The organism is Neolewinella marina (assembly GCF_002631205.1).
Lineage (GTDB): Bacteria > Bacteroidota > Bacteroidia > Chitinophagales > Saprospiraceae > Neolewinella > Neolewinella marina.
This window is the reverse complement of the sequence record NZ_PDLO01000001.1, coordinates 452,850-478,886: the sequence shown is the minus strand read 5'-3', so window position 1 is coordinate 478,886 and position 26,037 is coordinate 452,850. Positions and strand designations below refer to the sequence as shown.

Here is a 26,037-nt window from a genome sequence, read left to right as displayed (position 1 = left end):
GTTAACTGTATACGCCGTGGGCTACCCGTCCGACGATGTCATTAATCAAGTCGATGCCGATGGGGGTGTCCATAAGGTCTATCGGCCGGTTGTTATCAATGGCCCGGTTCTCCGTACGTACCCACCGGTCGAACTTCTCCTTGCCGAAAACTGCGTAACCCTGCTCGAACAGTTCCACGAGCTGGATCAGGTGGCTGGACAAATCCTTGCGCAGGGTATCGTCGTCGCGGTAACGGTTGAGTTGTCGCTCAGATACGGGCAGAATGCGCGAGATTTCCCGCAGGGTCAGCGACAAGGCGGCCAGCAGCCGGTGTACCTCCTTCATGCTGATGCCGCCCCGGCTCAGTGCGATCAGGTCGGCGCGGGAGTCAAGCGGCTGACCGGGAAAGATGTCTTGCAGCAGTGATTCCATGGTGGACATTTGACCTTAAGATACGGACATTTGTCGTACTGCTGGGTTGTTTCCCAGGAGAAGTAGCGTTTACTCAGGCTGAGGAAGCACCCTGGCCGGTAGTGGGCGGTGAAGATCCGCATTCCCGGTGGCCCCGGCACCCGCGCACGCGCCCATGTCTTCCCTGATCGGTAGAAGAAAGTGGAATATCGCAGCAACGCTTGTCCGATAACTGGATGACTGGTCACCATGCAACCCCGAGTCGTTTCAGTTGTACCTTTAGCGTATGCTCATCGACCAACACGGCCGGCAACTTACCTACCTGCGGCTGGCGGTAACCGACCGCTGTAACCTGCGCTGTCGCTACTGCATGCCGGAGGAGGGCATCGCCTTCGCCCCGCGGGAGGCCTTGTTGAACTACGACGAGATCCTGACCCTCTGTGGGGTGCTGGCCGACATGGGCATCACCAAGGTACGTTTGACGGGCGGGGAACCGCTGGTGCGGCGCGACCTTCCCGTGCTGGTGCGGGGATTGGGGGAGCTCTTCCCCCGACTGGCCATGACCACCAACGGCATCCTGCTGCCACGCTACCTCGACGAGCTGGCCGCAGCCGGCCTGACGACCTACAACATCAGTCTGGATACCCTGCGCCCGGAGCGCTTTTTCCGGATCACCCGCCGCGACAATTTCACCGAGACCCTGGCCGCCCTCGACCTGGTATTGGACCGCGGATACCGCGCCAAGGTGAATGTGGTGGTGATGCGCGGCGTGAACGATGATGAACTGCTGGACTTCGTGGAACTGACGCGCGACCGCCCTCTGGACGTGCGCTTCATCGAGGCTATGCCCTTTAACGACGACGACGGTAACCACGACGTGTTCCTGTCCTACGACGCCATGCTCCGGCAGCTCCTGGAAACCTATTCTACCCTGGAACAAACGACTGCCCAGGGGGGGAGTGCCGTAACATTTACCGTGCCCGGCTACCGGGGCAAGGTGGCGATTATTCCAGCTTACAGCCGGAGCCTTTGTGGTAGCTGCGACCGCCTGCGGCTGACGCCCCGGGGTACGATGCTGAATTGCCTGTATTCAACCCAGGGACTGGAGTTGCTGCCCCTACTGCGGGCGGGTATCCCACGCGACGAACTGGAGGAGTTGATCCGGCTGTACGTCCACGGTAAGTACGCTACCGGGCAGGAAACCGAACGGCGGGAGCAGCAAGGAAATGTGTTCGCCAGTATGACCAGTATTGGCGGCTAATCAAAATAGAACGTATGCCTCTTTCCCATCTGGACGATGCCGGACGGCCCGCCATGGTCGACGTCGGCGACAAGGCCATCACCCAGCGTACCGCTACGGCGGGTTGCCGCGTAGTGCTCGGCAAGGAGATCCTGGATGAACTGCGCCGCGGGGACTTCAACACCAAAAAAGGGTCGGTGATCCAGACCGCGGTGATTGCCGCAACGATGGCCGTGAAACAGACCTCGGCGGTCATCCCCCTGTGTCATCCCCTCCCGATCAACGGTTGTAAAGTAGCCATCGAGGAAGCTGGTGAAGACACCCTCGAGGTGAGCTGCACCGTGAAGACGGAGGGCAAGACCGGGGTGGAGATGGAGGCCCTGCACGGCGCCAGCGTGGCAGCCCTGACCATCTACGATATGTGCAAGGCGATGTCGCACGACATCGAAATCCAGGACCTGCGCCTCGAAAGCAAGCGGGGTGGCAAAAGCGATTACGACCGTGGGTGAGGACCGTTACGCCCGGCAGACCGTATTGCCCGAAATCGGGAAGGAGGGGCAGGCCCGCCTGGCCGCCGCCCGGGTGGTGATCGTGGGCTGTGGCGGACTGGGCAGTCCAGCCGCGGCCTACCTGGCCGGCAGCGGGGTAGGGGCCCTGCGACTGGTAGACGGCGACCGCCCGGAATCCACCAACCTCCACCGACAGGTATTCTACGCCGACGGGGCGGAGGGCGACAAGGTTACCCAACTCCAAGCCCACCTTCAGCGATTGAACCCTTCGGTGAAAATCTCCGCCGTAGCCAAACATCTCACCGCTGCCAACGCCCGCGCGCTCCTGACGGGAGCCCACCTGGTGCTCGACTGCACCGACGACGCCCGCACCAAGCACCTGCTGAACGACGCCTGTGTTCACCTGGGCGTTCCCCTGCTCTACGCTGCCGCCCAGGGTTACAGCGGCTACCTGGCCCTCTTTGAAAACAAACCGGGAGGCATCAATCTGCGGGATCTCTACCCGTCGCCCGACCCCAGTCTGCCCGACTGTGCTACCGCCGGCGTACTGCCCACCGCGGTGGGGGTCATCGCCCTGCTTCAGGCCAATGCCGCCCTTTGCTACCTGCTGGAAATCGGCGACCCGCCCATAGACCGGCTGCTGACCTACCACGCCCTGGACAATACCCAGCACCGCATCAAACTGCAGAAGACTTACCAAGAAGAGATTCCCGCTCCCTGGGCTACCAACAACGGAGAAACCGACCGCGCTGCCCTGGAGGTAGCGAGCGATACCCTGACCCCTCCGGGTTATGACGGCATCTTCAGCATGCTCTCCGAAACCCGGGAACCGGAGCTTCCCGCGGGCGTACAGCGGTTGGACCAGCGCAATCCGCTCGGCCAATGCCTGGAAGTTATGGAAGAAGGAGGCAAATACCTTCTTTACTGTAATTCCGGAAAACTGAGCCTGGTCCTTGCCGCCCAGATCAAAAAAGAACGGCCGGGGGTGGAGGTGGTGAGTTTGCGGGGTGGCATTAAGGGGTTGTGAGGTTTACGATATACCCCATAGCTCTTTGTGCACCTCTGTGTCTCAGTGGTGAAAATGAATCGGGCCGGGAGGCCCTCCACCCCGGTACCATAACCGCCAACGAGCCAAGACGTCAAATCCACGTCGTACCTCATAAATCACAAATCGTAAATCTTTTCCGGCCCTGGAAGGGACGGCGTCGAACTAGCGGGGTCAATTCCGAGGGGACCGAGGAATGGGCCTCGCGGTCATCAGGCACCTCGTATATCCCCTAAGGATGAGCATTCAGCCAATGGCTCCCATCCGCCCGGAATTCCCGCTTCCAGATGGGGACGGTCTTCTTCAGCTCGTCGATGATGAATTCGCAGCCAGCGAAGGCGGGTTTGCGGTGGACGCTGCTCACGGCGATGATGACGGCCGTATCTCCGATGGCGAGGTCGCCGGTGCGGTGGTGGAGGGCTACGGCGTGGAGGCCAAAGCGATCGCGGGCGGCGACGGCGATCTTGGTCATTTCCTTGACGGCCATGGGGGCGTAGGCTTCGAATTCCAGGTGGGTGACGGTGGCGCCCAGGTTCAGGTCGCGGATGGTGCCCTCAAAGAAGCAGAGTCCGCCGCAGGAGGGGTGAACGACGAAGTCGCGGCACGCCTGCAGGCTGAGGGCCGTGGCGCTCAGTTGCACGTCGATATGGGAATTGGAATCAGCCACCGGCCACGGGGGGGATGATGACGAGCTGGTCGCCGGCTTCGATGCGCTCCTCGTCGCTGGCGTACTCTTCGTTGCGGGCGATGGCGAAACTGACCAGTTCTCCGAAGGCGGGGTAGGCTTGCAGCAGGGCTTGCCGCAGTTCGGCTACGCTGCGCCCTTCCAGTTGGTCGAGGGAGAGGTAGGGGCCACCGGCGATGTCGCGGGCCACCCCGAAACATTGGATCTTCATCATGCTAAAATACCCAGTTAGACCAAACTAACCGCAGGCCGACCAAAAGGATGAGCAGGGCAGCCACTTTCCGGATCACGGCGGGCGGGAAACGGTGGAGGGTCAGGTGGGTGCCCAGGTAACCGCCGCCGGCCACGGCTACGGTCAGCAGCAGGGTGAGGGATATGTCCAGGTCTACGCCGACGCTGAATTGTCCGGCCAGCCCCGCCACGGAATTCAGCACGATGAACAGACTGGTGGTGGCCGCGATGGCCCGCGCCCCGTCCCAGCGGCTCAAAAAGAGGATGGGGGAGAGGAAGATGCCCCCGCCAATGCCCGCTACGCCAGAGAGGAAACCAACGATGGTACCGATGCCCACGGCCACGGCACCCGCGCCCCGCCGCCGGCCGAGGGCTTCTACTTCTTTTACTCCCGTACGCTGCCACAGCATGAGCACCGCCGCCAGCAGCAGGAGTCCGCCCAGCATCAGCAAGTACTGCTGCCGCGGCAACTGCACCCGTCCGCCCAAAAAGGCCGCCGGCATACTGGCCACCACCAGGGGAAGCGCCCGCCGCCAGGGCGTCACCCCCGCCCGGGCGTAAGTCAGCGAGCTGCCCCCCGTGACCACGAGGTTGCACACCAGGGCGATGGGCCGGATCGCACCAGTGGGTAAACCGGATAGTGCCAGCAGGGCCAGATAGCTGCTGCCACCTCCGAAGCCGGCCGAAGCGTAAAGCGCCGCCACGAGAAAAAAGGAAAGGAAAAGCCAGAGGTACTCCACGCCAGCAAAATTAACCCACCGGGCCCAGCAAACTTTCCCCCGCTTGAGCCACCTTCTTCAAGCATGACCACCCAAGAACGCGCCCTGCGGATCGACGAACTCCTCTGCGCCGAATACGGAGCCCCCTTCGTGCCCTTCAGCTTCCGGGATCCACTCAGCGAACTGGTGAGCGCCCTGCTGTCGCACCGCACGAAAAACGCCGTGACCCGCGCGGCTTTCCTGCGGTTAACGGAAACCTTCCCCACCTGGGAGGAGGTGGTGGCCGCCCCGACCGAGGCCGTGGAAGCGGCCATCGCCGCCGTAACCTACCCGGAGGTAAAGGGCCCCCGCATACAGGAGGCCCTGCGGCGGGTGAAGGAAGGCAACGGCGGAGCGCTGAACCTCGACTTTCTGGCGGAGTGGCCCGTGCGGGAGGCCCGCGACTGGCTGGAGGCCATACCCGGCGTGGGCGCAAAGACCAGCGCCGCCGTGCTGAACTTCAGTGGCTTGCGCCGCCCCGCCCTCGTGGTCGATACCCACCACCAGCGGGTGGCCCAGCGGCTGGGTATCGTGCCGGCACGCGCGAGCATCGACAAGGCTTCGAAGATCTTGCAGGAGTACCTGCCGGCGGAGTGGGATGGGCAGCGGGTGTACGACAGTCACCAGGGTTTCATGCGGCACGGGCAACGGGTGTGCCACTGGCGCGAGCCCGACTGCGAACGCTGCGTGGTGCGCCAGCTTTGTGACTTTGGGCGGAAGGGCTAGCCAGTCAGATGTAGTACCTTTGCGCGCTAAATTCAGCACCGCATGATCGAACGCCAAGAAATCAAGACCCTGCTGCAGGACCCGCCCATCGGCAGCCAAGTAACCGTCATGGGATGGGTACGCGCCTGGCGCGGCAACCGCTTTATGGTCCTTAACGACGGCAGCGGCCCCGAAACCCTGCAGGTGGTGGTGGACGGTAACCGCATCGACGAGGCTACCCTGCGCGGCATCGGATTTCACGCCTGCGTGAGTGCTACGGGCGTCCTGACGGAGAGCCAGGGCAGCGGCCAATCGGTGGAAGTGATCGCGGACAGCGTAACCATCTTTGGTGAAAACGAATTGAGCCGTTACCCGCTGCAGCCCAAGAAGCAGTCGATGGAGTTCCTCCGCGACAACGCACAATTCAGGATGCGGACGAACACCTTCAGCTCGGTGTTCCGGGTGCGCCACGGACTGGCCTACGCGGTGAACAAGTACTTCCACGACAGGGGCTATTACAACCTCCATACGCCCATCATCACCGGCAACGACGCCGAGGGGGCCGGGGAGATGTTCCGCGTTTCTACCCTCGATCCCCTGAACCCACCCAAAACCGAGGACGGGCAGATCGACTACCGCCAGGATTTCTTCGGCAAGGCCACCAACCTGACCGTCAGCGGACAGCTACAGGCCGAGATCGGCGCCCTGGCCCTGGGCAAGGTGTACACCTTTGGCCCCACCTTCCGCGCCGAGAACAGCAACACCAGCCGCCACCTGGCCGAATTCTGGATGATCGAGCCCGAGATCGCCTTTGCCGACCTCGAGAACGACATGGAACTGGCGGAGGACTTCGTCAAGTACCTCATCAACTACTGCCTGGAGCACTACGCCGGCGACCTGGAATATCTCGACGCCCGCATCCAGGAGGCGGAAAAGAACATGAAGGCCACCGACCGCCGCCCTATGGGCCTGATCGATACGCTGAAGTTCGTAGTAGGCAACGATTTCGCCCGCGTCACCTACACCGAAGCCCTGGACATCCTGATGCGCTCCAAGGCCTACAAGAAGGGCAAGTTTGAGTTCCCCCTGGAATGGGGCACCGACCTCCAGGCCGAGCACGAACGCTACCTGGTGGAAAAGCACTTCCAGCGCCCCGTCATCGTGCGCGACTACCCCAAGGACATCAAGGCCTTCTACATGCGGCAGAACGACGACGGCAAAACCGTGGCCGCCATGGACGTCCTCTTCCCCTACATCGGCGAAGTCATCGGTGGCAGCCAGCGGGAGGAGCGGGAAGACAAGCTCCGCCAGCGCATGCATGAAATGAACATTCACGCCGAGGAACTCGACTGGTACCTCCAGCTGCGCACCTTCGGCGGTTGCCCCCACGCCGGCTTCGGGCTGGGCTTCGAGCGCATCGTCCAGTTCATCACCGGTATGGGCAATATCCGTGACGTGATTCCTTTCCCACGGGCGCCACGCCTTGCACAGTTTTAAATTATTGAATTATTGAATTGTTGAATTATTGAATACGTGCCGGGAGCTAGTCCTGGGAGCAAATTCACCTATTCACTAATTCAGGCATTCACTAATTCAGGCATTTACCCATTCACCAATTGACCCCTTATGATACGCATCGGCACCCGCGGCTCCCGCCTGGCCCTCTGGCAGGCCCACTTCGTCCAAGCAGAACTGCGCAAGCACGGACTGGAAAGCGAACTGGAGGTCATCAAGACCCAGGGCGACCGGATCCAGCACCTCGGTTTCGACAAACTGGAGGGCAAGGGCTTCTTCACCAAGGAGATTGAAGACGCCCTGCTGGAAGGGCGGATCGACTGCGCCGTCCACAGCCTCAAGGACCTGCCCACCAATGCGCCCGACGGACTGGTGCTGGCGGCCCTGAGCTACCGGGCCTCGGTGGAGGACGTGGTACTGATCCACCGCGACCGGGTGGTGAAGGGACAACCCCTCTGGCTGGGTGACGGAGCCACCATCGGCACCAGCAGCAACCGCCGCAAGGCGATCCTGAAGGACCTTCACCCCGGCCTGGAAACCGTCGACATCCGCGGCAACGTGCCCACCCGGATGAAGAAAGCCCTGAGCGGCGAACTCGACGCCGTAGTACTGGCCGCCGCCGGCCTCGAACGGCTGGAGCTGGACCTGAGCGAACTGGAGGTGATACGACCTTCCCCCCGTGAGTTCGTACCCGCTCCCGGACAGGGGGTGATGGCCGTGCAGACCCGAGAGGAGGACATCGAGATGCGCAAGAAACTTTCGCTGCTGCACCACCCCGTGGTGGGCGAGTGTACCAACGTGGAGCGCAAGGTGCTGAACCTGATGGAAGGGGGGTGCTCCATGCCGCTGGGCGTCTACTGCGAGAAAGACCAATTGGGGAACTTCCACGTCTGGGCGGCGTACGCACCGGATGCTACGGCACCGCTGCGGCGGGTACAGCTGAGCCAGTCGACCCGCGCCGGGCTGCCCGAAGCGGTGGTCGAGCAGTTGCTCAACGCGTAGAAAGTGATTTCGCGGCAGCTTCCTCCAGCCGCCGCTGGCGCCCGCTCCCCAGGGGGACGGTTATGCCCGCGCCCGCACCTGTCTGCGGCGATACCACCGGCCCGATCTGCAAACTGAGGTCGTCGCTGATGTCAAAATCCTGCAAGTGGGCGTCGGTGAACGCTTCCACCGCCTGCAGGACGTAGCCGGCAATGACGAAAATATAGGCCGTCTGCCGGTTTCGGTTCACGCCGTCGCGGGCCTGTACCAGGGCGGCGGTGCTGACCCCGGCGAGGGTGGGCTCGTTTTCGGTGGGGATGCATTCCGCATTGGGGATCACGATCACCTTGCCGTCGCCGAGGCAGCGCTGTTCCAGGGCCGTCACGTAGCGGGAATAGAGCGTCTGGTTATAGTCGGCCACGGCCACGATACCGAGCAGCCCCCCGTACACCAGCGGCACCTTCCACCAGGCCTTGTTGAATACCTGTCCGCCCCCCGGGATCAGGGCCCAGAGCAGGGCCTGCTTGGGTTCGCGGTTGAGTTGCTTTAGGGTGAGTAGGGTGGCTGATTCCCCTTCCGGCACCGTATCGCGGATGAGGTCATACTGCGCGGACGCGGGTGCCATGGCCAGTAGCAAAAGCAGGGCAATCAGGCAGGCTCGGCGGTGCGGGGAAAGCGACATATGCGGTAAGGAGGCCGGCGGGCGGGGAATGGTTGCCGGGGGCGGGTTACTACTCGACGGCTTTGTAGAACTGGTCGAGCTGTTCCTTGCTCTCGAAGCGCAGGGTGATGCTGCCCGAGCGCCCTTCACGGTTGTCCACCTTCACCTTCACCTTCTTGGTGCCGAAGAATTCGGCGAAGGCCTGCTCCACGCGGCGGGCGTCGTCGTCGGAGGGTGGGGCACCCTTGGTCACCTTGTTCTTGTTCTTGTACACCCGGCTTTCGCGCTCGATGTCGCGTACCGACCAGTTGGGGTGGGACAGGATGTCGTCGAGGAAGGTTTCCTGCTGGCCAATGTCCTTGATACCTGAGAAGGTCTTGGCGGCCCCGATGCTGATCTTGCGGTCCTTGATGGCCTGCCGCACCCGGTTTGAGGTGCTCAGGATAGTGAGGTAGTTGGTGATGGTAGACCGCTTCTTGCCCACCCGCTTGGCGAGTTGCTCCTGGGTGAGGTCGAACTCCTCCTGCAGCCGCAGGTAGGAGTAGGCTACTTCCATGGGATTGAGGTCCTCCCGCTGGATGTTCTCGATGAGGGCCATCTCCAGCAGGGTCTGGTCGTTGGCCGTACGGATAAAGGCGGGTACCTCCCGCAGTCCGGCCAGCTGGCTGGCGCGGTAGCGGCGCTCGCCGCTGATGATCTGGTAGGTGCCGTCGCCCATGTGGCGGACGGTCATGGGCTGGATGATGCCGTGGACGCGGATGCTGTCGGCCAGTTCCTTCAAGGCTTCCTTTTCGAACTCCTGCCGGGGCTGGTCGGGGTTGGCGGAAATCTTGTCGATGGGGAGCATCGCGAAGTTGCGGCTCAGGGTCTTGATCGTTTCCTCTTCGCTGGCCTTGTCGAGCCGCTGGCCGGGAAACAAGGCGCTCAGGCCGTTCTTCAGGTCGCTGCTGCTGGGTTTGCCTCGCTTTAATTTCTTGGCCATAGGGTAGGGAGAAGGTTTGGCCCGCAAAGATAGCAAAAACAGCCGCCCGACATCCCGTCGCGCTTGCCACGGCACCCGCGCGCCGCCGCCACCCCGGCCCACGCAGGAATGGTCAGTTGCATTCTTTGTCTGAGAAAAAAATTACCACTTGAGAATGAGCAAAACAAGAGGATGTAAGGGAGATCGCATGAAAGCCGGCATCCCTGATGCTGAATTCCCGAACCTCCCCGATAAAATTATAGTTAAATTCAAACGGGGCGTTGCGTCCTGACCAAACACTTTGAACCACTAATGAAGATTGCATTCCTGGGGAATTATCCGCCCAAAGCCTGTGGCATTGGCACCTTCACGAACAGTCTGGCCCGTGCGGTACTGAGCAACCTGCGGGCGACTGAGATACGGGACTATGCCGAAATCATCGCCATGGAAGACCCGGCGGATGCCCACGCCTACCCGGTGGAAGTGACCCGCCGCATCCGGCCGCGGGTGATCCAGGACTACCGCGATACGGCCGAATACCTGAACGAGGGGGGCTTTGACCTGCTGGTGCTCCAGCACGAATACGGCATCTTCGGAGGAGATGACGGGGCCTACCTGCTCCACCTCCTCGACGGACTGCGCATCCCCCTCATTGTCACCTTCCATACCATACTGCGCAACCCCAGCCTCGGACAGCGCAACGTGCTGAGGCGCATTGCCGACCGCGCCCAGGCGGTGGTGGTGATGACCGAACTGGCGCGAAAATTGCTGGAAGAAGTCTTCGCCGTCGAGCCCCAGAAGATCAACGTAATTGAACACGGGGTGCCCGTGATTCAGTCGCCCGACCGCGCTACGCTGCGGCGGCAGCTCGGGTGGGGTGACCGGCGGGTACTCTTCACCTTCGGATTGCTGGGGCGGGGGAAGGGCATTGAGACCTCCATCCGGGCCCTGCCCGCCATTGTGCAGGAATTTCCCGATACCCTCTACGTGGTGCTGGGCAAGACTCATCCCCACGTGGTGCGCGATAACGGAGAAGAATACCGCGAATACCTGGAGGGGCTAGCCGAGGAACTGGGCGTAGGCCCCAACTTGCGGATGGTCAGCAAATTTGCTTCCGAACAGGAATTGTTCGACTGCCTGCGGGCCGCCGACGTTTACGTGGTACCCTATCCCAACGAGGCCCAGATCACCAGCGGTACCCTGGCTTACGCCGTAGGCGCCGGGGCGGCCATTGTGAGTACCCCCTTCTGGCACGCCCAGGAGCTCCTGCAAGAGGGACGGGGGCGGCTGTTCCCCTTCCACGACCACCAGGCCCTGGCTCGGATCGTGACGGAACTGTTCCACCATCCCACCGAACTCGAGGAGATGAGAAACAGGGCGGCGGCCTACGGAGCTACTCTGCTCTGGCCCCGTATCGGCCGTCAATACCTCCGGGTTTTTGGCAAGGCCCGGGTAGCCTTTAAGGCCTTCCGCAAACCGGCGGCCGCCCGGGTGGAGTTGCCGGAGCTGAACCTGGACCACCTCTTCCGCCTCACCGACGACTGCGGACTGCTGCAGCACGCCAAGTATGCGATTCCCAACCGGACGGAAGGGTATTGCCTGGACGATAACGGCCGCGCCTTGTTTCTCGTGGGCATGCTGCTCAAGCGAGGCCTGGGCAACCGCCAGCGGCTGCTGCGGCTGGCCGACACCTACCTGGCCTATATCTACCACGCCCAGAACCCCGACGGCACCTTCCGCAACTTCATGGGATATGACCGGCGGTGGCTGGAGGAGCAGGGCTCCGAAGACAGCTACGGCCGCGCCCTCTGGGCCATCGGGTACTGTCTGGCCCATCCCCCCCGGGCCGAGCAGCGGATGCTGATGGAAGAGATCTTTCACCGTGCCATCGGCCACCTCGACGACATGCGGAGCCCCCGGACCGTAGCCTATGGCGTGATGGCCCTGAGCTACTTCCTGGACTACAAGCCCACCGACGAGGCCATGCTCAACCTGCTGGACCGCAGCTGCAACCGCCTGTTGGACCACTACCGCGACAGCCGTCGGGAGGGCTGGGAATGGTTCGAAAATTACCTGACCTATAGTAACGCTATCCTGCCCCTTTCCCTGTACTGCGCTTTGCGCCACCTGAGCAAGGAGGAACTGCTGACGGTGGCCGGCCAAACCACCGAATTCCTGGTGAACCAGACCCTGCGCGACGGCATCATCAGTCCCGTAGGTTGTGCCGCTCCTTACGTCTGCGACGGGGAGCGTCCCCGGTTCGACCAGCAGCCCGTTGATGTCATGGGTATGGTGCTCTTGTTCAGCGAGGCTTGCCGCTACCAAGGCCTGCAACCCTATGGCGCTCACCTCCAGCTGGCCTTTGACTGGTTTACCGGCCAGAACGAGATGAAGGCCACCCTGTACAATCCGGAAACCGGCGGCTGCTACGACGGACTGATGAGCAGTGGCATCAATCACAACCAGGGAGCGGAAAGCCTGCTGGCCTACCTGATCAGCCGGGTAGAGATGGAAAACTTCTACGCCAACCACCTCGTAGGCGAGGGGGATGGAGAGGACCCGGACCGGGCCCTCAAGCAACTGCTCAACGGCTTTGCCATACCGGAGTTGGCCGTCCGCGGCGGCAGCCGGCTGGACAAACTGACGGGCTCATGAGGGTAGCCATGCTGGCGCCCATCGCCTGGTCAACACCACCTGCCGCCTACGGCCCCTGGGAGCAGGTGACCAGTCACCTCACCGAAGGACTGGTGCAAAGGGGCATCGACGTCACCCTTTTCGCTACCGGCAGCAGCCGTACGGCGGGAAAGCTGGTCGCCACGGTTCCGGCCGGCTACGCCGAGCGGGAGGGGCAGGATCCCAAGGTGCTGGAGTACCTGCACATCGGCCAAGTCATGCAGGCCGCCGCCGACTTTGATATTGTACACAATCAGTTCGATTTTATGCCCCTCGGATACAGCCCCCTGATCTCTCCTCCCATGGTGACGACGGTCCACGGCTTCAGCAGTGAGCATATCGTGCCAGTGTACCAGAAGTACAACGACACCACCGACTACGTATCCATCAGCAACGCCAACCGCGACGAGCGCCTGGACTATATCGCCACTGTTTACAATGGGGTCGATACCCGGCAGTTCACCTTCCGCGACCGACCGGGGCACTACCTGCTTTACTTCGGGCGGATCCACCCCGAAAAGGGTACGGCCGAAGCCATTGCCATCGCCCGCCGCGCCAGGATGCCGCTATGGATCGCGGGCCTGATCCAGGATCACCGCTACTTCGACGAGCGGGTTGCTCCCCACATCGACGACGAGTCCGTGCGCTACCTGGGTAATGTTGGGCCGGCCGATCGCGACCGCATCCTGGGTGGAGCTCACGCGCTCTTGCACCCCATCTCCTTTGACGAGCCCTTCGGACTCAGCGTGGCGGAAAGCATGGTAACGGGCACCCCCGTCATCGCCTTCGACCGCGGGTCCATGCCCGAGCTGATCGACCACGGCCGGACGGGTTACCTCACGGATAGCGTAGAGGAGGCGGCCGACCTGGTGGGCTGCATCACCGATCTCGACCGCTTCTTCGTGGCCGAGGTGGCCCGCGACCGCTTCAGCGTGGAGGTGATGGTGGACAACTACATCGACGTGTACCAGACCATTTTGGCCCGGGCCTAGCCCTGCTTGAGCAGGGTGTTCAGCAGGGTTTCCAGGTTTACCGTAGCGAAGCGGGCGGCCTCGTCGCTGATGCCGTAGGGGATGAACAGTTCTCCGTTGTGGATGATGCTGCCGCAGCTGTAGACCACGTTGGGTACGTAGCCTTCCCGCTCGTCGTCGAGCGGACTGATTAGAGGCTCCTGGAGCTGACCGATCACCTGGGTGGGGTCGTCCAGGTCCAGCAGCATGGCCCCCAGGCTATAGCGCCGCATGGGGCCTACGCCGTGGGTGATCACCAGCCAGCCCTTGTCGGTTTCTATCGGGGCGCCGCAGTTGCCCACCTGGTAGAGTTGCCAGGGGAATTTGGGCTCGGTGAGCTTCACCGCATCGTCCCACACCTGCAGCCGGTCGCTGCTGATGATGTAGTTGTTGATGCCGTCTACCCGACATAGCACATAGTACTTACCGTTGATCTTGCGGGGGAAGATGGCGTGGTTCTTGTTTACCGCGGCGTCGCCGTAGACGGGCCGGATGACGAAGCTGTAGAAATCCTCGGTTTCGATGATCATCGGCCGTATCTGCTTGCCGTTGTAGGCCGTGTAGGTGCCGTAGTAGATCTTGCTGCCGTCGTCGTTGACGAACTGCAGGAAGCGGGCGTCCTCCATCCCTTTCATCTCGAAGTCGATCATGGGGTAGAGCACCCGCTCGCTGATGTCGGTATCCAGGCTGAAGTGGAGCTCGTAGTAGCGGTCGGCGACCGTCATCAACTGGTTGAGCTGGTCGCGTTCCGGACTTTCCTCGGCGTATTCGTTCCAGAGGGCCCAGTAGCGTTCGTAAAGCTCCCGGTGGTTGAAGTTGTCGGGCAGGTCCCCGACCAGCTGGTTGTACACTTCCTCGTTGATGGATTCGCGGGAGTGGCACCGCTCGTAGAACGCCTCCTTGGTGTACTTGGAGTAGTAGATCCTTTCGGCCAACCCGACAAAGGGATTGGTGGGTTCGGCCAGGGGATTGTTGTCCGCATCTAGAATGATGTTGCGGAAGACGATGCTTGAGGTATGCCCTTCACCTACGGCCCGCATGCTCATCACGATGCGCATCTGCCCTTCCTGGAGGCCCGTCTGGTCGAGGGCGGGTACCACCGAGGGGTTGAAAAAGGCCGCAGATTCGATGCTGTACTCGTGGGTAAAGTAGGCCCCGATCAGGGCCTGTTTTTCCTCGCTCAGGGCCAGTACTTTCTCCCGCTGCTCGGGCACCCGTTCAAGGGCGGCATTGAGGTGGCGGCGGTAGATGCCAATGGTATTGCGGTGGCGGCGCGCGAAGTCCCTCAGGGTGCGCATCAGGCTGTCGTGGGTCTCCTGTTCGTCCAGGTCGATGATCCGGTCGATGAGTTGGTAGGCCCGGCTTTTGCCGGCCCAAAAGAACCGGCCGATCACGCGGCTGGAATCGCCATACATGCGCAGGGGCTTGCGCTCTACGGGTAACTGCATACTGGGGGGATGGGTAGGGCGTGAAACTACGGCGGGAAGATTACTTCCCGTCAGGGTTACGCGCCCGGGCTGAATAATGAGTGAGGACACCGTGGTTGTACTGGGACTGGCAAAACGTAGCGACTGATGGCTGGGCCAACAACCGCTCTATGGCACTAACGCGATCCGTAGCTGGTTAGTGCTATTACAGGAAAAAGAGGCGGCAAAAGCAGTGCGGGCCGGTTTATTGTGCGGTTCAGCACATTTAAACGAAGATCCGGCGGAAGTTTTAACAAGTTATTCCATTGGCGGGAATTGCTGCGCGCTGTGGTTTAACACGTAACCGCCCGGGCTGCTTCCCGCGGAACAGCTCACCGAGCGGTTGGTGGTTATCGAATAGTTAGAACCATTACACGGCAGGATTGGGAAATGCCGCCTGTACCTTCTCCAGATCAGTCAGCACCTCTTCGGACAGCCGCAGGTTGATGCTGTCGATGTTCTCCTTGAGTTGCTCCAGACTGGTCGCTCCGATGATGTTACTCTGATTGAAGGGCCGGTCGGTGACGAAGGCCAGCGCCATCTGTCCCATGTTCAGGCCGTGCTTTTCGGCCACTTCGGCGTAGGCTCTGGTGGCCTCCAGGCAGTTGTCGCTGTTGTAGCGGGTATAGTGGGTGAATTGGTTCAGACGGCTGTTGGGGGTATCCTCCCCCCGCAGGTACTTGCCCGTCAGCCTGCCCATGGCCAGGGGGGAGTAGGGGAAACCCGCCACCTTTTCCCGCAGGCAGACTTCCGCCAGGCCGACTTCAAAGCCGCGGGCCAGCAGGCTGTAGGGGTTCTGAATGCTTACCGGGCGGGGCAGACCGTGCTTGTCGGCCAGGTGCAGGGCGTGCATCAGTCCCCAGGGCGTTTCGTTGCTCATGCCCCATTCCCGGATCAGTCCTTCCCGTTGCAGTTCCTGCAGGGCTTCCATCATCTCCTGGAAGTTGTCTTCCCAGCCGTCGAGCTCCTGGAGCCCGCGCTGCCCGAAGAAGTTGGTTTCCCGTTCCGGCCAGTGAAGTTGGTAGAGGTCTACGTAATCGGTCTGCAGCCGGTCCAGGCTCTTGCCGATGGCTTCCCGCAACTGCGCGCGGCCGAAGCCAAGGTCCGGGCGGATGTGGGCGGCCATTTTGCCGGGACCCGCAATCTTGGTGGCCAGGTAAAAGCGGTCGCGCTGGTTACGGGCACGAATCCAGGTACCGATAATCCGCTCGGTGCTGCCCTGGGTTTCCGGCCGCGGGGGTACGGAGTACATCTCGGCCGTGTCGATGAGGTTGATGCCCCGCTCTAGGGCGTAGTCCAGTTGCCGGTGACCTTCCTCCTCCGTGTTTTGCTGGCCGAACGTCATCGTGCCCAGACAAAGCTTCGATACCTGCCAATCGGTAGGGCCAAAGGGTCCGTACCGCATCCCGCTGTTGTAATTCTTTATTTCCATGCCCCCTGTAACGCCCCGAAAGGATAAAGTTTCAGCGCAACCCCTTCTGCTTGCGCCTACGATTAACCGATTTCCTCGCTTTCCCTGCGGAAACGGTACTGGTAAGGTGCCTTATGGGCCCCACCCAGCAGTCGTTTTTCCCGTCGCTCGAGGAGGCCGGACGCCAGCATCTTGCGCTGGAAGCTGCTCCGACTCAGCTTTTCTCCCAGGATGGCCTCGTACACCCGCTGCAGTTCCTTCATGGTGAACAGGGGCGGAAGCAGGTTCATGCCCACCAGTTTCTTGCCCAGGTTTTCCCGGAGGGTTTGCAGGGCCCGGCGGACGATCTTCTCGTGGTCGAACAGCAGGGGAGGGAGTTCGTCCAGGGCGTACCAGTTGATGGAATCCGACAGGGCGTCGGGGCGGGGTACCACCGTGTTGTAATCGATCAGGGCGTAGTAGGCCACCGAAATGAAGCGGTCGAGCAGCCAGTGGTCCGGTGGAACCACCAGGTCGTTGGCCTTCAGGATGGCATCCATAACCGCGGGGCGAAAGCGGTCCGCGTCCCCAAAAGTGTAAAACTGCTCCAGGTATACATCGTCGAGCCCCGTGCGTTCGCTCAGCCCCCGGCGGACCGCATCATTGAGGTTCTCGTCGCGGCCCACGAAGCCCCCCGGCAGGGCGAACCACTTGGTCTGGTGGTACTCCATGATCAGGATCTTCAGCTGCTCCCCGGAGAATCCGAATACGACGGAGTCGTAGGCCAGGTGGGGGAGGTAGTCATCGGGAGGAGGCGCCTGCATGCCGTCAAGGTATCAAAAGCCGGATGTTTTTCTTGGCAGTCCGGCGAATTCCTTATTATTGTCTCAAAGTGCGACAATAGCGAATACCTTGTTCGCGGTCGTGCCCCGGGGCTGGTTGCTACAGCGATGTACAAAACCCCCAGCACCTGGATCAAATTACACCTGACACATTGCCATGCCACTCATTCCCGCGCTACTATTACTGCTGCTAATGCCCTTTACTTCGACCTTCGCCCAGGACAACGACGCCTTTCCGCACCGGGTCACTACCCGGTCGGGCATAGTGGAGGGCAGTTTCAACGTCCACGACGGCATCCAGTCTTATCTGGGTATTCCATTTGCCCAGCCGCCGGTGGGGGAACTCCGCTGGAAGGCGCCCCAGCCGGTACGGCCGTGGGAAGGCGTGCGGGAAGCCAGGGCGTTCGGTCCCCGCGCCGTGCAGCCGCCGGTCTTTGGCGACATGGATTTCCGGTCAGACGGGATGAGTGAGGACTGCCTCTACCTCAACGTCTGGTCGCCCGCCACTCGCAATTCCTCACCGCTGCCCGTGTTGGTGTACTTCTACGGCGGCGGTTTCGTGGCCGGCGACGGTTCCGAGCCCCGTTACGATGGGCGCAGCATGGCGAAGCAGCGTATGGTGGTGGTCACCGTGAACTACCGGCTCAACATCTTCGGCTTCCTGGCTCACCCCGAGCTGAGTGCCGAGGCCCCCTACGGTGCGTCCGGCAATTATGGCTTGCTCGACCAGCAGGCCGCCCTGCAATGGGTACACGACAACATTGCCGCCTTCGGGGGAGATCCCGGTCGGGTCACCATCGCCGGAGAGTCCGCGGGCTCTATCTCGGTGAGCGCCCAGATGGCCAGTCCGCTGTCCCGTGACCTGATTCACGGCGCCATTGGAGAGAGTGGGGCGGGCATTCACCCTACCTTGCCCCCGGTTCCCCTGGCGGAGGCCGAGGCGACCGGCAAAGCCTTCGCCGAGCAGGCGGGATACGGCAGCCTGGCCGAGTTGCGGAAGCTGAGTACCCGCGACCTGTACCAGATCTACGTCGAGTCCCGCCGCTTCGGTTTTCCGCTGGTCGTCGACGGCTACTTCCTGCCCGCCACCCTGCCGGAGCTGTTTTCCCGGGGCGAACAGGCGCAGGTGCCGCTGCTGGTGGGCTGGAATTCCGCCGAGATCCCCGGCGGCGCATTGATGCAGGGGCAGCCTTATGCCGCGGAACCTTACCAGCAGAAGGTTCGGGAAGCCTTCCCCGACCGGGCCGAGGAGGTGCTGGCGCTGTATCCTTATAATAACGCCGAGCAGATCGAGCACTCCGCCACCGACCTGGCCTCTGACCGCTTCATCGTGTACAGCAGCTGGAAGTGGTTCGACCTCCACCGCAAGAACAGCTCCCAACCCGTCTACCGCTACCTGTTCAGCCACATCCGTCCGGAACTGCGCGACACGGACAAGGTGGCGGGTTTGGCCGGTGGCACGGTTGAGCGAACCGAGGATGCCCCGCCGCCGCCGCGCCCCATCGGTGCCCCCCACGCCAGCGAGATCGAATACTGCATGGGCAACCTTCACCTGGTTGACGACTACGCCTGGACGGAAGAGGACTACCATGTGTCGCGGCAGATGCAGCAGTACTTCGCCAATTTCGTCAAGACCGGTGATCCCAATGGCGGAGAATTGCCCAACTGGCCCTCCGCTCCGGCGGACGACGAGCAGCCGCCGGTAATGGTCATCGACGCCGACCCCGAAGCCATCCCGGCGCCCCACGACGCCCGCTACCGATTACTTGACGCCTTTTACACTCCCCGCTAACTGCCCACCGGGCCAGATCCTTCCCCATGCAACGCTTATTCTTCCTGCTGCTATTGGTTTCCTCCAATCTTGGCTTCGCACAATTGATCACCGGTGAAGACATCGCCGTCGCCCAAACGGAATCCGGACCGGTACGGGGTTACCTTTCCGACGGCATCTATACCTATAAAGGTATTCCCTACGCCCAGGCCGGTCGCTTCGAGGCTCCCCGCAAGCCGGAGCCCTGGACCACAGTGCGCAGCTCGCTGTCGTGGGGACCGGTGGCTCCGCTGCTGACCCCCACCACCAGTGTGGCGGATGAACTGGAATTCGTCTTTGACCACGATTGGGGCTACCCCAATGAGGATTGCCTGCGGCTGAATGTATGGACCCCGGGGCTCAACGACGGGAAGAAGCGTCCCGTCATGTTCTGGATCCACGGCGGTGGATTTACGGCGGGTTCCTCCCAGGAGCTGCCTTCCTACCACGGGGAAAACCTGGCCCGCCGGGGCGACGTGGTGGTCGTCTCCATCAACCACCGTCTGAATATCCTGGGTTTCCTGGACCTGAGCGCCTACGGAGAGAAATATCAGACCTCCGCCAACAACAGCATTGTCGACATGCGGGTGGCCCTGGAGTGGGTGCGCGACAACATCGAGCGTTTTGGCGGCGACCCGGACAACGTCACCATCTTCGGACAGTCGGGCGGCGGCGCAAAAGTGAATACGCTGATGGCGATGCCGTCTGCCCGGGGCCTGTTTCACCGGGCCGTGAACCAGAGCGGGGCCTTCCGCTCGGGCATTCTGGAGCAGTCGACCACCCGCGCCATCGCCGCAGCGGTGGTAGAGGACCTGGGCCTCACTCCGGCTACCATTGACGAAATCCAGAACGTACCCTTCGATACCCTGGCCGCCGCCGGCAGCCGGGCACTGGCCAGGGTGCAGGAACAACTGTGGGCCGCCGGGGCACCTACCCACGCCTTCGGACTGAGCTGGGGCCCCAGCGTAGACGGCAACGTGCTTCTCTATCAAATGTACGCCCCGGAAGCCCTGGCCCTTTCAGACGACGTGCCCCTGCTCATCGGAACGGCGAAGAATGAATTCATGCCTTCCATTCGCCTGGGGATGTCCGGGGCCAGCGCTGTAGAGATCGATGCCTACCTCACCACCCAGTACGGGGACCGGGCGGAAGCCTACCGCGCGGCTGTGCGCGAAGCCTATCCCCACGATACCCGTCCCACTGATCTGATCGACGTGGACATGATGTTTCGCCCGGGGGCGGTGCACCAGGCCAATCTGAAGTCGGCTCGTCCGCGGGGCGCACCGGTATATATGTACCTGTTCTCCTGGCAGTCTCCCATACTTGATGGCAAATACAAGGCGCTTCACTGTATGGAAATCCCCTTCGTCTTCGACAATATCGACCGTAGCCGGCAGATGACGGGAGGAGGAGCGGAAGCCCACGCGCTGGCTGCGCAGATCAGCCAGGCCTGGATCAACTTCGCCCGTACCGGTGATCCCAATACCCAGGGCCTGCCGGAATGGGAGCCCTACACGGAAGAAAACGGAACCACGATGATGCTCGATACCCGGAGCGTGGTACGCCACCACCCCGACCGGGCATTGCTCAACTTTATAAACTCGGCCAGGTAGGGTAGGGGCCATCCGGCCCGCTGCCACCTGATCTTGCGCATCCCCGGTCCTTTCGGCCGGGGATGTTTTGTTTCTGCCCCGGTCGGTTGCGAATGAGTACTTTAGGCCGGCGTTTGGGCAACCTGAGATAAACCGGCCAAAAGGGGCATTAAACTAGACCCAATCTAAATAAGACTTCCCTTTTGCTACAAGTTTGTTAAAGAATTGTCATCAAAGTATCTTTGCCCGACCAGCGGAGAGGGCCTTTGTGGCCCTGCCCTGCAATCCCTTAAATGTCAAGCTCATAATGACATATTTTACCAAAACCTACCGGTACCTCCTGCTGATTTTCTGCCTGTTTCTGACGGCAGGTAGCGCTTTTGCTCAGCAAGACCAAGCCGATGACCTCACCGCGGAGTCCGTGGTAGAAGGTGATCCCGCCGCTACTGCGGCCGCAGATGCCACCCCCATTCCCGACGCTGCAACCGCCGCCGTTTCCCCCGGTGAGGGCAATGCCGACCTCGGTGCCGCCATCTGGAAGGCCAACATCTGTGGTTCCTGCCACGCGGCCAACATGAAGGACAACATGACGGGCCCCGCCCTCGGTGGCGTCCAGGAGCGCTGGGCCGGCGAGCCCCGCGACCACCTGTACCGCTGGGTGCAGAACTCCCAGAAGCTGATCGGCTCCGGCGAAAGCGCCCGGGCCCTGGCCGTCTGGAACGAGTGGAAGCCCACCGTCATGTCCAGCTACACCAACCTGAGCAACGACGATGTAGAGCACCTGCTGGCCTACATCAACGCCGTATATACCGGCACCTACGGCCCCAAGGGGGTCACCGTTGGCCCAGCCGCCATCGAGAACCAGGAGAGCGCCGACAACACCTGGCTGTTCGTGATCCTGGGTGGCGTACTGGTACTGCTGTCGCTGATCCTGGCCCGGGTCACCAGCAACCTCCAGTACATGGTCGAAACGGCGGAGGGCAACACCCCCGCTACCCGCCGCACCCTGGTGCAGATCCTGACCAGCCGCGGCATGATCGCCTTCGTGATCTTCGTAGTTGTCGTGCTGGGTGGTTACACCACCGTAAACCACGCCATTGAGCTGGGCCGCCAGCAGGACTACGCGCCCGAGCAGCCCATCAAGTTCAGCCACGAGACCCACGCCGGCATCCACAAGATCGAGTGCCAGTACTGCCACGACGGCGCCCGCCGCTCGAAGCACTCGGTCATTCCCGCCGTCAACACCTGTATGAACTGCCACCGCGCCATCAACTACGGCAGCCAGTACGGAACGGCCGAGATCACCAAGATCTTCGCCGCCATCGGCTGGGACCCCACCGAAGGGGCCTACATCGAGAACTACGACCAGATGACCAACGCCCAGGCGCAGAAGATCTACAGCAAGTGGATCGCCGACAAGTACATCAGCGAGGGCGGCGACATAGATGAAGTGGAAAACGTAGTGGAAGAGCAGTGGGAAGGCATCTACGCTGCCCTGACGAACGAATACACCGGCGACGAGCGGGTACCCGGACCGGTAGAATGGACCCGGATCCACAACTTGCCCGACCACGCCTACTTCAACCACGCCCAGCACGTTACGGTGGGCAAGCTCAAGTGCCAGAACTGCCACGGGCCGGTTGAGGAAATGGAAGTCGTGTACCAGTACAGCCCCCTCAGCATGGGTTGGTGTATCAACTGCCACCGGGAAACCCAGGTGCAGTTTGAGGACAACGACTACTACAACTCCTACCAGCGCTACCACGAGGAGCTGAAGGAAGGAACCCGGGATGGTGTCACCGTAGAAGACATCGGCGGACTGAATTGCCAGCGCTGCCACTACTAAAAAATCTTATCAATACCGCTTCGGCGGATATCCGGTGTGCGGGTTGCCTCCCCACCCAAAGTATAGTTGAATGAAGAAGCAAGTCAACAACGTCTGGATCGGAACCGACCAGTTAGAGAACAGCCCCGAATTCCGGGCCGCTACTGACGGTGAAGTGGCTCAGCAGGATTTCGAAAACCCCCGGCTGGAAGCTACCCGCCGTGATTTTCTGAAGTACCTGGGCTTTGGCATGACGGCCGCCACCATCGCCTCCTGTGACATCCCCGTCCGCAAGGCGATCCCCTACGTATCCAAGCCAGACACCATCGTGCCCGGCGTGGCTACCTACTTTGCCTCTACTTTCGTCCAGGGCGGAGACTACGTCCCCGTGCTGGTGAAGACCCGTGAGGGACGCCCCATCAAGATCGAGGGCAACTCCATGAGCCCCATCACCGAGGGAGGTACCAGCGCCCGCGCCCAGGCCAGCGTGCTGAGCATCTACGACACCAGCCGCTTCGACGGCCCCTTCCGCGTGAAGAACGGCCAGGTACAGCGGGCCCGTAACTACGCGGACAACGACAGCTGGGAAATCTTCGACGGTGAGATCAGCGACCGCCTCAAGGACGCCCGCCAGATCCGCATCCTTTCCCACACCCTGCTGAGCCCCTCCACCAAGGCGGCCATCCGCGATTTCAAGAATCGCATGCCCGGCAACACGGTGCTGGTGCAGTACGACCCGGTCTCTTCTTCGGCCCTGCTCGACGCCCACCAGACGGCCTTCGGCATCCGCGCCATTCCCCACTACCGCTTCGACAACGCCAACGTCATCGTTGGCTTCAACTGCGACTTCCTGGGTACCTGGATCTCCCCCGTGGAGTACGCCCGGCAGTACGCCACCGGCCGCCGCAGCGATTCCGGCCGCATGTCGCGCCACATCCAGGTCGAGAGCCACATGAGCCTCACCGGATCCAACGCCGACAACCGCATCATGGTGAAGCCCAGCCAGCAAGGCCAGGCCCTCCTCGCCCTCTACAATGCCGTAGTCGGCGGCGGCAGCCGCGCCACCCTGGATGCGGCCACCACGGCCAAGATCGAAGCCGTTGCCCGGGAGCTGAAGAACGCCCGCGGCGCCGGCCTCGTCGTCAGTGGCAGCAACAACCTCTATGAGCAGCAGCTCGTCCTGGCCATCAACCGCGCCCTGGGCAGTTACGGCTCCACCATCGAAACCAACCGCTGGAGCTACCAGCGGCAGGGCAGCGACCAGGACATGGCCCGCTTCGTGGAAGAACTCGAGTCGGGTGGGGTAGACGCCCTGATCGTACTCGACGGTGCCAACCCCGCCTACGATAACCCCTGGGCCGCCCGCATCAGCGCCGCCCTGGAGCGCAACGACCCCGACTTCACGCCCACCCGCCTGAACGCCGACGAGATTGACGACCGCAGCGAGGAAGCCGACGCCAGGGCCGAAAACGACCCCGGCGTGGACGCCGACGTCATCGACGATCCCATCCGCGCCGGTTTCCGCCGCATCCTCACCATCAGCATGAGCGGTATCCCCACGGAGACCAGTCAGCTGTGTGAGTACATCACGCCCAACCACCACTACCTGGAGAGCTGGAGCGACGCCGAAGCCGTTCAAGGGGTATACTCCCTCATCCAGCCCGCCATCGTGCCCATCTTCGCCAGCGTAAACCGCTACGGCACCCGCCAGGAAGGAGAAAGCCTCCTCATCTGGGCCGGCGAAACGGAGCGCTACGACGCCAACGTCGAGCAGCCGTACATGCAGTACGTAATGGACAACTGGAAGGAAACGGCCTTCGCCGGTCAGAATACCTTCTCGACCTTCCGTTCTTTCTGGGACAGCGCCCTCCACGACGGTGTATTCAACGGTCCCGCCACGGGAACCATCCAGGACTACGGGCTCGGCTACGGTGCTGGGGCACCCGCGACCGCGCCGGAAGATGAAGCAGAAACCGCGGCAACCGCCGTACTGCCGATCGTGGTGCTGGACGTCAATGAATTTGACGAGTCGGAAGCCGTGCGCCGCATTGCCGCCGCCGTAGAAGTGGAGAACGAAATCACCTTCTACGAGACGATCAACATGGGCAACGGCGTCTACGCCACCAACCCCTGGCTGCAGGAGTGCCCCGACCCCGTGACCCGTACCGTCTGGGGCAACTACCTGACCATCCCCGTCTCATGGGCCGGCGGCAATTCCTACACCGCGTACAAGGACCTGAACGGTGAAGAGTATAAAGGCAAGGCCGACCTGGTAGAGGTCAGCGTGAATGACCAACCCGCCACCGTCACCGTGGTGCGCCAGTTCGGACAGATGCCCGGCACCTTCGGTCTGGCCCTCGGCTACGGCCGCCGCCTCACCGGCGCTCCCGGTCGCGCCCTCGGGCAGTCGGTAGGCGTGAACGTCTACCCCTGGCTGAGCGTCGACGAGAACGGCTACGTGCAGTACTACACCACCGAAGCCGCCATCTCCGACCGCGTCGGGGTAGAGGAGGAGTTCGCCAGCGTGCAGTACCACCACACGATGGGCCTGACCACCAGCAACGAGGAAGGCACCACCTACTACGACAAGCGCACCGGGGATACCCAGGTCATCGCCGGTGAACTCACCGACGAGCAGCGCGAGCACCTGGAGCCCTACCACGTCGACGAAGCTACCGTAATGGAGATCGGCGAAGGCATGCAGGGTGGCCTCACCGATCGCTCGATCATCTACGAGGGCACCTTCGCCAACCTGCCCCAGCTGAAGGAGCACATCGCCGAGCGGCGGGCCGAAGCCCAGCACCTCAACGAGCAGACGCTCTACCCCTACGAGGAGTACGTCAAGGACATCTACAGCCAGGGCCACTGGTGGGCCATGCACGTGGACCTGACGGCCTGTATCGGCTGCGCGGCCTGTGAAGTGGCCTGTGTTGCCGAAAACAACGTGCCCGTCGTCGGCAAATACGAGGTCTCCCGCCACCACGAAATGAAGTGGCTGCGGATCGACCGCTACTTCTACGGCGACGTCGAGAACCCCCGGGCCGTTTACCAGCCCATGATGTGCCAGCACTGCGACAACGCACCCTGCGAGAACGTCTGCCCGGTAAACGCCACCCAGCACAGCGACGAGGGCGCCAACCAGATGATCTACAACCGCTGTATCGGTACCCGCTACTGCGCCAACAACTGTCCGTACAAGGTGCGCCGCTTCAACTGGCTGGACTACACCACGGCCGACCTCTTCAGCAGCAACGAGCCGGAGATCGCCGAGGAAGAACTGCCCTTCGGTGCGGACAACCTGACGCGGATGGTGCTCAACCCCGACGTTACCGTCCGGAGCCGCGGCGTCATCGAAAAGTGTAGCTTCTGCGCCCAGCGCCTGCAGTCGGGCAAGCTGACCGCCAAGATCGAGAAGCGCGCCCTGCGCGACTCCGACGTGCGGACCGCCTGCCAGACCGCCTGCCCCACTGGAGCGATCACCTTCGGCGACCGCAACAACGCCAAGGGCGACGTACGCCGGAAACTGGACAACCCCCTGAACTACCTCGCCCTGGAGGAGGTCAACACCCAGTCTTCCGTCTTCTACGCCGCCCGGGTCCACAACCCGATCGACGCCCTGGAAGCCTAAGCCAGATCGAACACCGCGGTTGGCCGGACAGTAGTAACCTACGGACAATCAGCAGATTACCTTAACGATAAGAACCCGCAACAACAACTGAACCGATTTACCTTAGACTACCGGAGGGT

The 26,037-nt window shown here is 62.0% G+C and carries 21 protein-coding genes; 12 read left to right on the top strand and 9 right to left on the bottom strand.

Going from position 1 to position 26,037, the window contains the following annotated elements; translation table 11 throughout:
- Position 1: 1 nt before the first annotated feature.
- Positions 2-412, bottom strand: a complete 411-nt coding sequence (gene parS, locus CGL56_RS01895) for a type II RES/Xre toxin-antitoxin system antitoxin (protein WP_167641520.1) — start codon at positions 410-412, stop codon at positions 2-4.
- A gap of 265 nt (positions 413-677) precedes the next feature.
- On the opposite strand from parS, the gene moaA reads away from it, so the two are divergent.
- The 3 genes from moaA to CGL56_RS01880 are packed head-to-tail and all read left to right on the top strand — an operon-like array spanning position 678 to position 3,167.
- Positions 678-1,652 carry a GTP 3',8-cyclase MoaA gene (moaA, locus tag CGL56_RS01890; protein WP_099104798.1) on the top strand — a complete coding sequence of 325 codons (975 nt, stop codon included), beginning with the start codon at positions 678-680 and terminating at the stop codon, positions 1,650-1,652.
- Between the two features lie 14 nt (positions 1,653-1,666).
- On the top strand, positions 1,667-2,140 hold the full coding sequence (gene moaC / locus CGL56_RS01885) for a cyclic pyranopterin monophosphate synthase MoaC (RefSeq protein WP_099104797.1): 474 nt from the start codon (positions 1,667-1,669) through the stop codon (positions 2,138-2,140).
- Positions 2,112-3,167 carry a HesA/MoeB/ThiF family protein gene (locus CGL56_RS01880; protein ID WP_167641521.1) on the top strand — a complete coding sequence of 352 codons (1,056 nt, stop codon included), beginning with the start codon at positions 2,112-2,114 and terminating at the stop codon, positions 3,165-3,167. Before moaC ends, CGL56_RS01880 begins: the two co-directional genes overlap by 29 nt.
- A gap of 250 nt (positions 3,168-3,417) precedes the next feature.
- On the opposite strand, the gene CGL56_RS01875 is transcribed toward CGL56_RS01880, so the two are convergent.
- Genes CGL56_RS01875 through CGL56_RS01865 form a run of 3 tightly spaced genes read right to left on the bottom strand, consistent with a single transcriptional unit; the run spans position 3,418 to position 4,841 of the window.
- On the bottom strand, positions 3,418-3,852 hold the full coding sequence (locus CGL56_RS01875; RefSeq protein ID WP_245851898.1) for a molybdenum cofactor biosynthesis protein MoaE: 435 nt from the start codon (positions 3,850-3,852) through the stop codon (positions 3,418-3,420).
- Positions 3,845-4,084 (bottom strand): MoaD/ThiS family protein, encoded by a 240-nt coding sequence (locus CGL56_RS01870; RefSeq protein WP_099104795.1) that lies wholly within the window; start codon positions 4,082-4,084, stop codon positions 3,845-3,847. The genes CGL56_RS01875 and CGL56_RS01870 overlap by 8 nt, the downstream gene beginning before the upstream one ends.
- A 1-nt stretch (position 4,085) precedes the next feature.
- The gene (locus tag CGL56_RS01865; protein WP_099104794.1) at positions 4,086-4,841 is read right to left on the bottom strand and encodes a sulfite exporter TauE/SafE family protein; all 756 of its coding nucleotides are present in this window, start codon (positions 4,839-4,841) and stop codon (positions 4,086-4,088) included.
- 63 nt (positions 4,842-4,904) lie between these two features.
- Here CGL56_RS01865 and CGL56_RS01860 point away from each other — a divergent pair, with 63 nt between their 5' ends.
- From CGL56_RS01860 to hemC, 3 genes are all read left to right on the top strand, one after another.
- Positions 4,905-5,585 (top strand): endonuclease III domain-containing protein, encoded by a 681-nt coding sequence (locus CGL56_RS01860; protein WP_099104793.1) that lies wholly within the window; start codon positions 4,905-4,907, stop codon positions 5,583-5,585.
- Between the two features lie 42 nt (positions 5,586-5,627).
- Positions 5,628-7,061: an asparagine--tRNA ligase gene (gene asnS / locus CGL56_RS01855; RefSeq protein ID WP_187305565.1), complete on the top strand. Its 1,434-nt coding sequence runs from the start codon at positions 5,628-5,630 to the stop codon at positions 7,059-7,061.
- A gap of 129 nt (positions 7,062-7,190) precedes the next feature.
- A complete protein-coding gene (gene hemC / locus CGL56_RS01850; protein ID WP_099104792.1) occupies positions 7,191-8,081 on the top strand; it encodes a hydroxymethylbilane synthase in 891 nt (296 codons plus the stop codon).
- Here the strand turns inward: hemC and CGL56_RS01845 are convergent.
- Positions 8,071-8,742, bottom strand: coding sequence for a DUF5683 domain-containing protein (locus tag CGL56_RS01845; RefSeq protein WP_099104791.1), 672 nt, complete (start codon positions 8,740-8,742; stop codon positions 8,071-8,073). The two genes, hemC and CGL56_RS01845, sit on opposite strands and share 11 nt — an antisense overlap.
- Before the next feature lie 49 nt (positions 8,743-8,791).
- The gene (locus tag CGL56_RS01840) at positions 8,792-9,703 is read right to left on the bottom strand and encodes a ParB/RepB/Spo0J family partition protein (RefSeq protein WP_099104790.1); all 912 of its coding nucleotides are present in this window, start codon (positions 9,701-9,703) and stop codon (positions 8,792-8,794) included.
- 291 nt (positions 9,704-9,994) lie between these two features.
- Between CGL56_RS01840 and CGL56_RS01835 the strand changes: the two genes are divergently transcribed.
- Both CGL56_RS01835 and CGL56_RS01830 read left to right on the top strand, forming a co-directional pair.
- Positions 9,995-12,337: a glycosyltransferase family 4 protein gene (locus CGL56_RS01835; RefSeq protein WP_099104789.1), complete on the top strand. Its 2,343-nt coding sequence runs from the start codon at positions 9,995-9,997 to the stop codon at positions 12,335-12,337.
- Positions 12,334-13,347 (top strand): glycosyltransferase family 4 protein, encoded by a 1,014-nt coding sequence (locus CGL56_RS01830; RefSeq protein WP_099104788.1) that lies wholly within the window; start codon positions 12,334-12,336, stop codon positions 13,345-13,347. The genes CGL56_RS01835 and CGL56_RS01830 overlap by 4 nt, the downstream gene beginning before the upstream one ends.
- On the opposite strand, the gene CGL56_RS01825 is transcribed toward CGL56_RS01830, so the two are convergent.
- The 3 genes from CGL56_RS01825 to CGL56_RS01815 form a co-directional block, all read right to left on the bottom strand.
- On the bottom strand, positions 13,344-14,813 hold the full coding sequence (locus tag CGL56_RS01825; protein ID WP_099104787.1) for a glycoside hydrolase family 130 protein: 1,470 nt from the start codon (positions 14,811-14,813) through the stop codon (positions 13,344-13,346). The two genes, CGL56_RS01830 and CGL56_RS01825, sit on opposite strands and share 4 nt — an antisense overlap.
- 388 nt (positions 14,814-15,201) lie before the next feature.
- Positions 15,202-16,263 (bottom strand): aldo/keto reductase, encoded by a 1,062-nt coding sequence (locus tag CGL56_RS01820; protein WP_245183945.1) that lies wholly within the window; start codon positions 16,261-16,263, stop codon positions 15,202-15,204.
- A 62-nt stretch (positions 16,264-16,325) separates the two neighbouring features.
- Positions 16,326-17,045, bottom strand: coding sequence for an NUDIX hydrolase (locus CGL56_RS01815; protein ID WP_099104786.1), 720 nt, complete (start codon positions 17,043-17,045; stop codon positions 16,326-16,328).
- A 211-nt stretch (positions 17,046-17,256) separates the two neighbouring features.
- On the opposite strand from CGL56_RS01815, the gene CGL56_RS01810 reads away from it, so the two are divergent.
- The 4 genes from CGL56_RS01810 to CGL56_RS01795 all read left to right on the top strand — a co-directional run bounded on the left by CGL56_RS01810 (position 17,257) and on the right by CGL56_RS01795 (position 25,918).
- Positions 17,257-18,855: a carboxylesterase/lipase family protein gene (locus CGL56_RS01810; RefSeq protein ID WP_245183946.1), complete on the top strand. Its 1,599-nt coding sequence runs from the start codon at positions 17,257-17,259 to the stop codon at positions 18,853-18,855.
- A gap of 26 nt (positions 18,856-18,881) precedes the next feature.
- On the top strand, positions 18,882-20,486 hold the full coding sequence (locus tag CGL56_RS01805) for a carboxylesterase/lipase family protein (protein WP_099104784.1): 1,605 nt from the start codon (positions 18,882-18,884) through the stop codon (positions 20,484-20,486).
- Positions 20,487-20,772: 286 nt separating this feature from the next.
- Positions 20,773-22,311 carry a c-type cytochrome gene (locus CGL56_RS01800; RefSeq protein ID WP_143470575.1) on the top strand — a complete coding sequence of 513 codons (1,539 nt, stop codon included), beginning with the start codon at positions 20,773-20,775 and terminating at the stop codon, positions 22,309-22,311.
- A 70-nt stretch (positions 22,312-22,381) separates the two neighbouring features.
- Positions 22,382-25,918 carry a TAT-variant-translocated molybdopterin oxidoreductase gene (locus CGL56_RS01795; RefSeq protein WP_099104783.1) on the top strand — a complete coding sequence of 1,179 codons (3,537 nt, stop codon included), beginning with the start codon at positions 22,382-22,384 and terminating at the stop codon, positions 25,916-25,918.
- Positions 25,919-26,037: the final 119 nt, after the last annotated feature.

Bases quoted from the DNA above. Each gene is read 5' to 3' on its own strand.
- parS (WP_167641520.1), bottom strand. From the start codon at position 412: ATGGAATCACTGCTGCAAGACATCTTTCCCGGTCAGCCGCTTGACTCC.
- CGL56_RS01835 (WP_099104789.1), top strand. From the start codon at position 9,995: ATGAAGATTGCATTCCTGGGGAATTATCCGCCCAAAGCCTGTGGCATT.
- CGL56_RS01810 (WP_245183946.1), top strand. From the start codon at position 17,257: ATGCCCTTTACTTCGACCTTCGCCCAGGACAACGACGCCTTTCCGCAC.
- CGL56_RS01820 (WP_245183945.1), bottom strand. From the start codon at position 16,263: ATGGAAATAAAGAATTACAACAGCGGGATGCGGTACGGACCCTTTGGC.
- CGL56_RS01860 (WP_099104793.1), top strand. From the start codon at position 4,905: ATGACCACCCAAGAACGCGCCCTGCGGATCGACGAACTCCTCTGCGCC.
- CGL56_RS01795 (WP_099104783.1), top strand. From the start codon at position 22,382: ATGAAGAAGCAAGTCAACAACGTCTGGATCGGAACCGACCAGTTAGAG.
- CGL56_RS01840 (WP_099104790.1), bottom strand. From the start codon at position 9,703: ATGGCCAAGAAATTAAAGCGAGGCAAACCCAGCAGCAGCGACCTGAAG.
- hemC (WP_099104792.1), top strand. From the start codon at position 7,191: ATGATACGCATCGGCACCCGCGGCTCCCGCCTGGCCCTCTGGCAGGCC.
- CGL56_RS01825 (WP_099104787.1), bottom strand. From the start codon at position 14,813: ATGCAGTTACCCGTAGAGCGCAAGCCCCTGCGCATGTATGGCGATTCC.
- CGL56_RS01870 (WP_099104795.1), bottom strand. From the start codon at position 4,084: ATGATGAAGATCCAATGTTTCGGGGTGGCCCGCGACATCGCCGGTGGC.
- moaA (WP_099104798.1), top strand. From the start codon at position 678: ATGCTCATCGACCAACACGGCCGGCAACTTACCTACCTGCGGCTGGCG.
- CGL56_RS01805 (WP_099104784.1), top strand. From the start codon at position 18,882: ATGCAACGCTTATTCTTCCTGCTGCTATTGGTTTCCTCCAATCTTGGC.
- CGL56_RS01800 (WP_143470575.1), top strand. From the start codon at position 20,773: ATGACATATTTTACCAAAACCTACCGGTACCTCCTGCTGATTTTCTGC.
- CGL56_RS01815 (WP_099104786.1), bottom strand. From the start codon at position 17,045: ATGCAGGCGCCTCCTCCCGATGACTACCTCCCCCACCTGGCCTACGAC.
- CGL56_RS01845 (WP_099104791.1), bottom strand. From the start codon at position 8,742: ATGTCGCTTTCCCCGCACCGCCGAGCCTGCCTGATTGCCCTGCTTTTG.
- CGL56_RS01830 (WP_099104788.1), top strand. From the start codon at position 12,334: ATGAGGGTAGCCATGCTGGCGCCCATCGCCTGGTCAACACCACCTGCC.
- moaC (WP_099104797.1), top strand. From the start codon at position 1,667: ATGCCTCTTTCCCATCTGGACGATGCCGGACGGCCCGCCATGGTCGAC.
- asnS (WP_187305565.1), top strand. From the start codon at position 5,628: ATGATCGAACGCCAAGAAATCAAGACCCTGCTGCAGGACCCGCCCATC.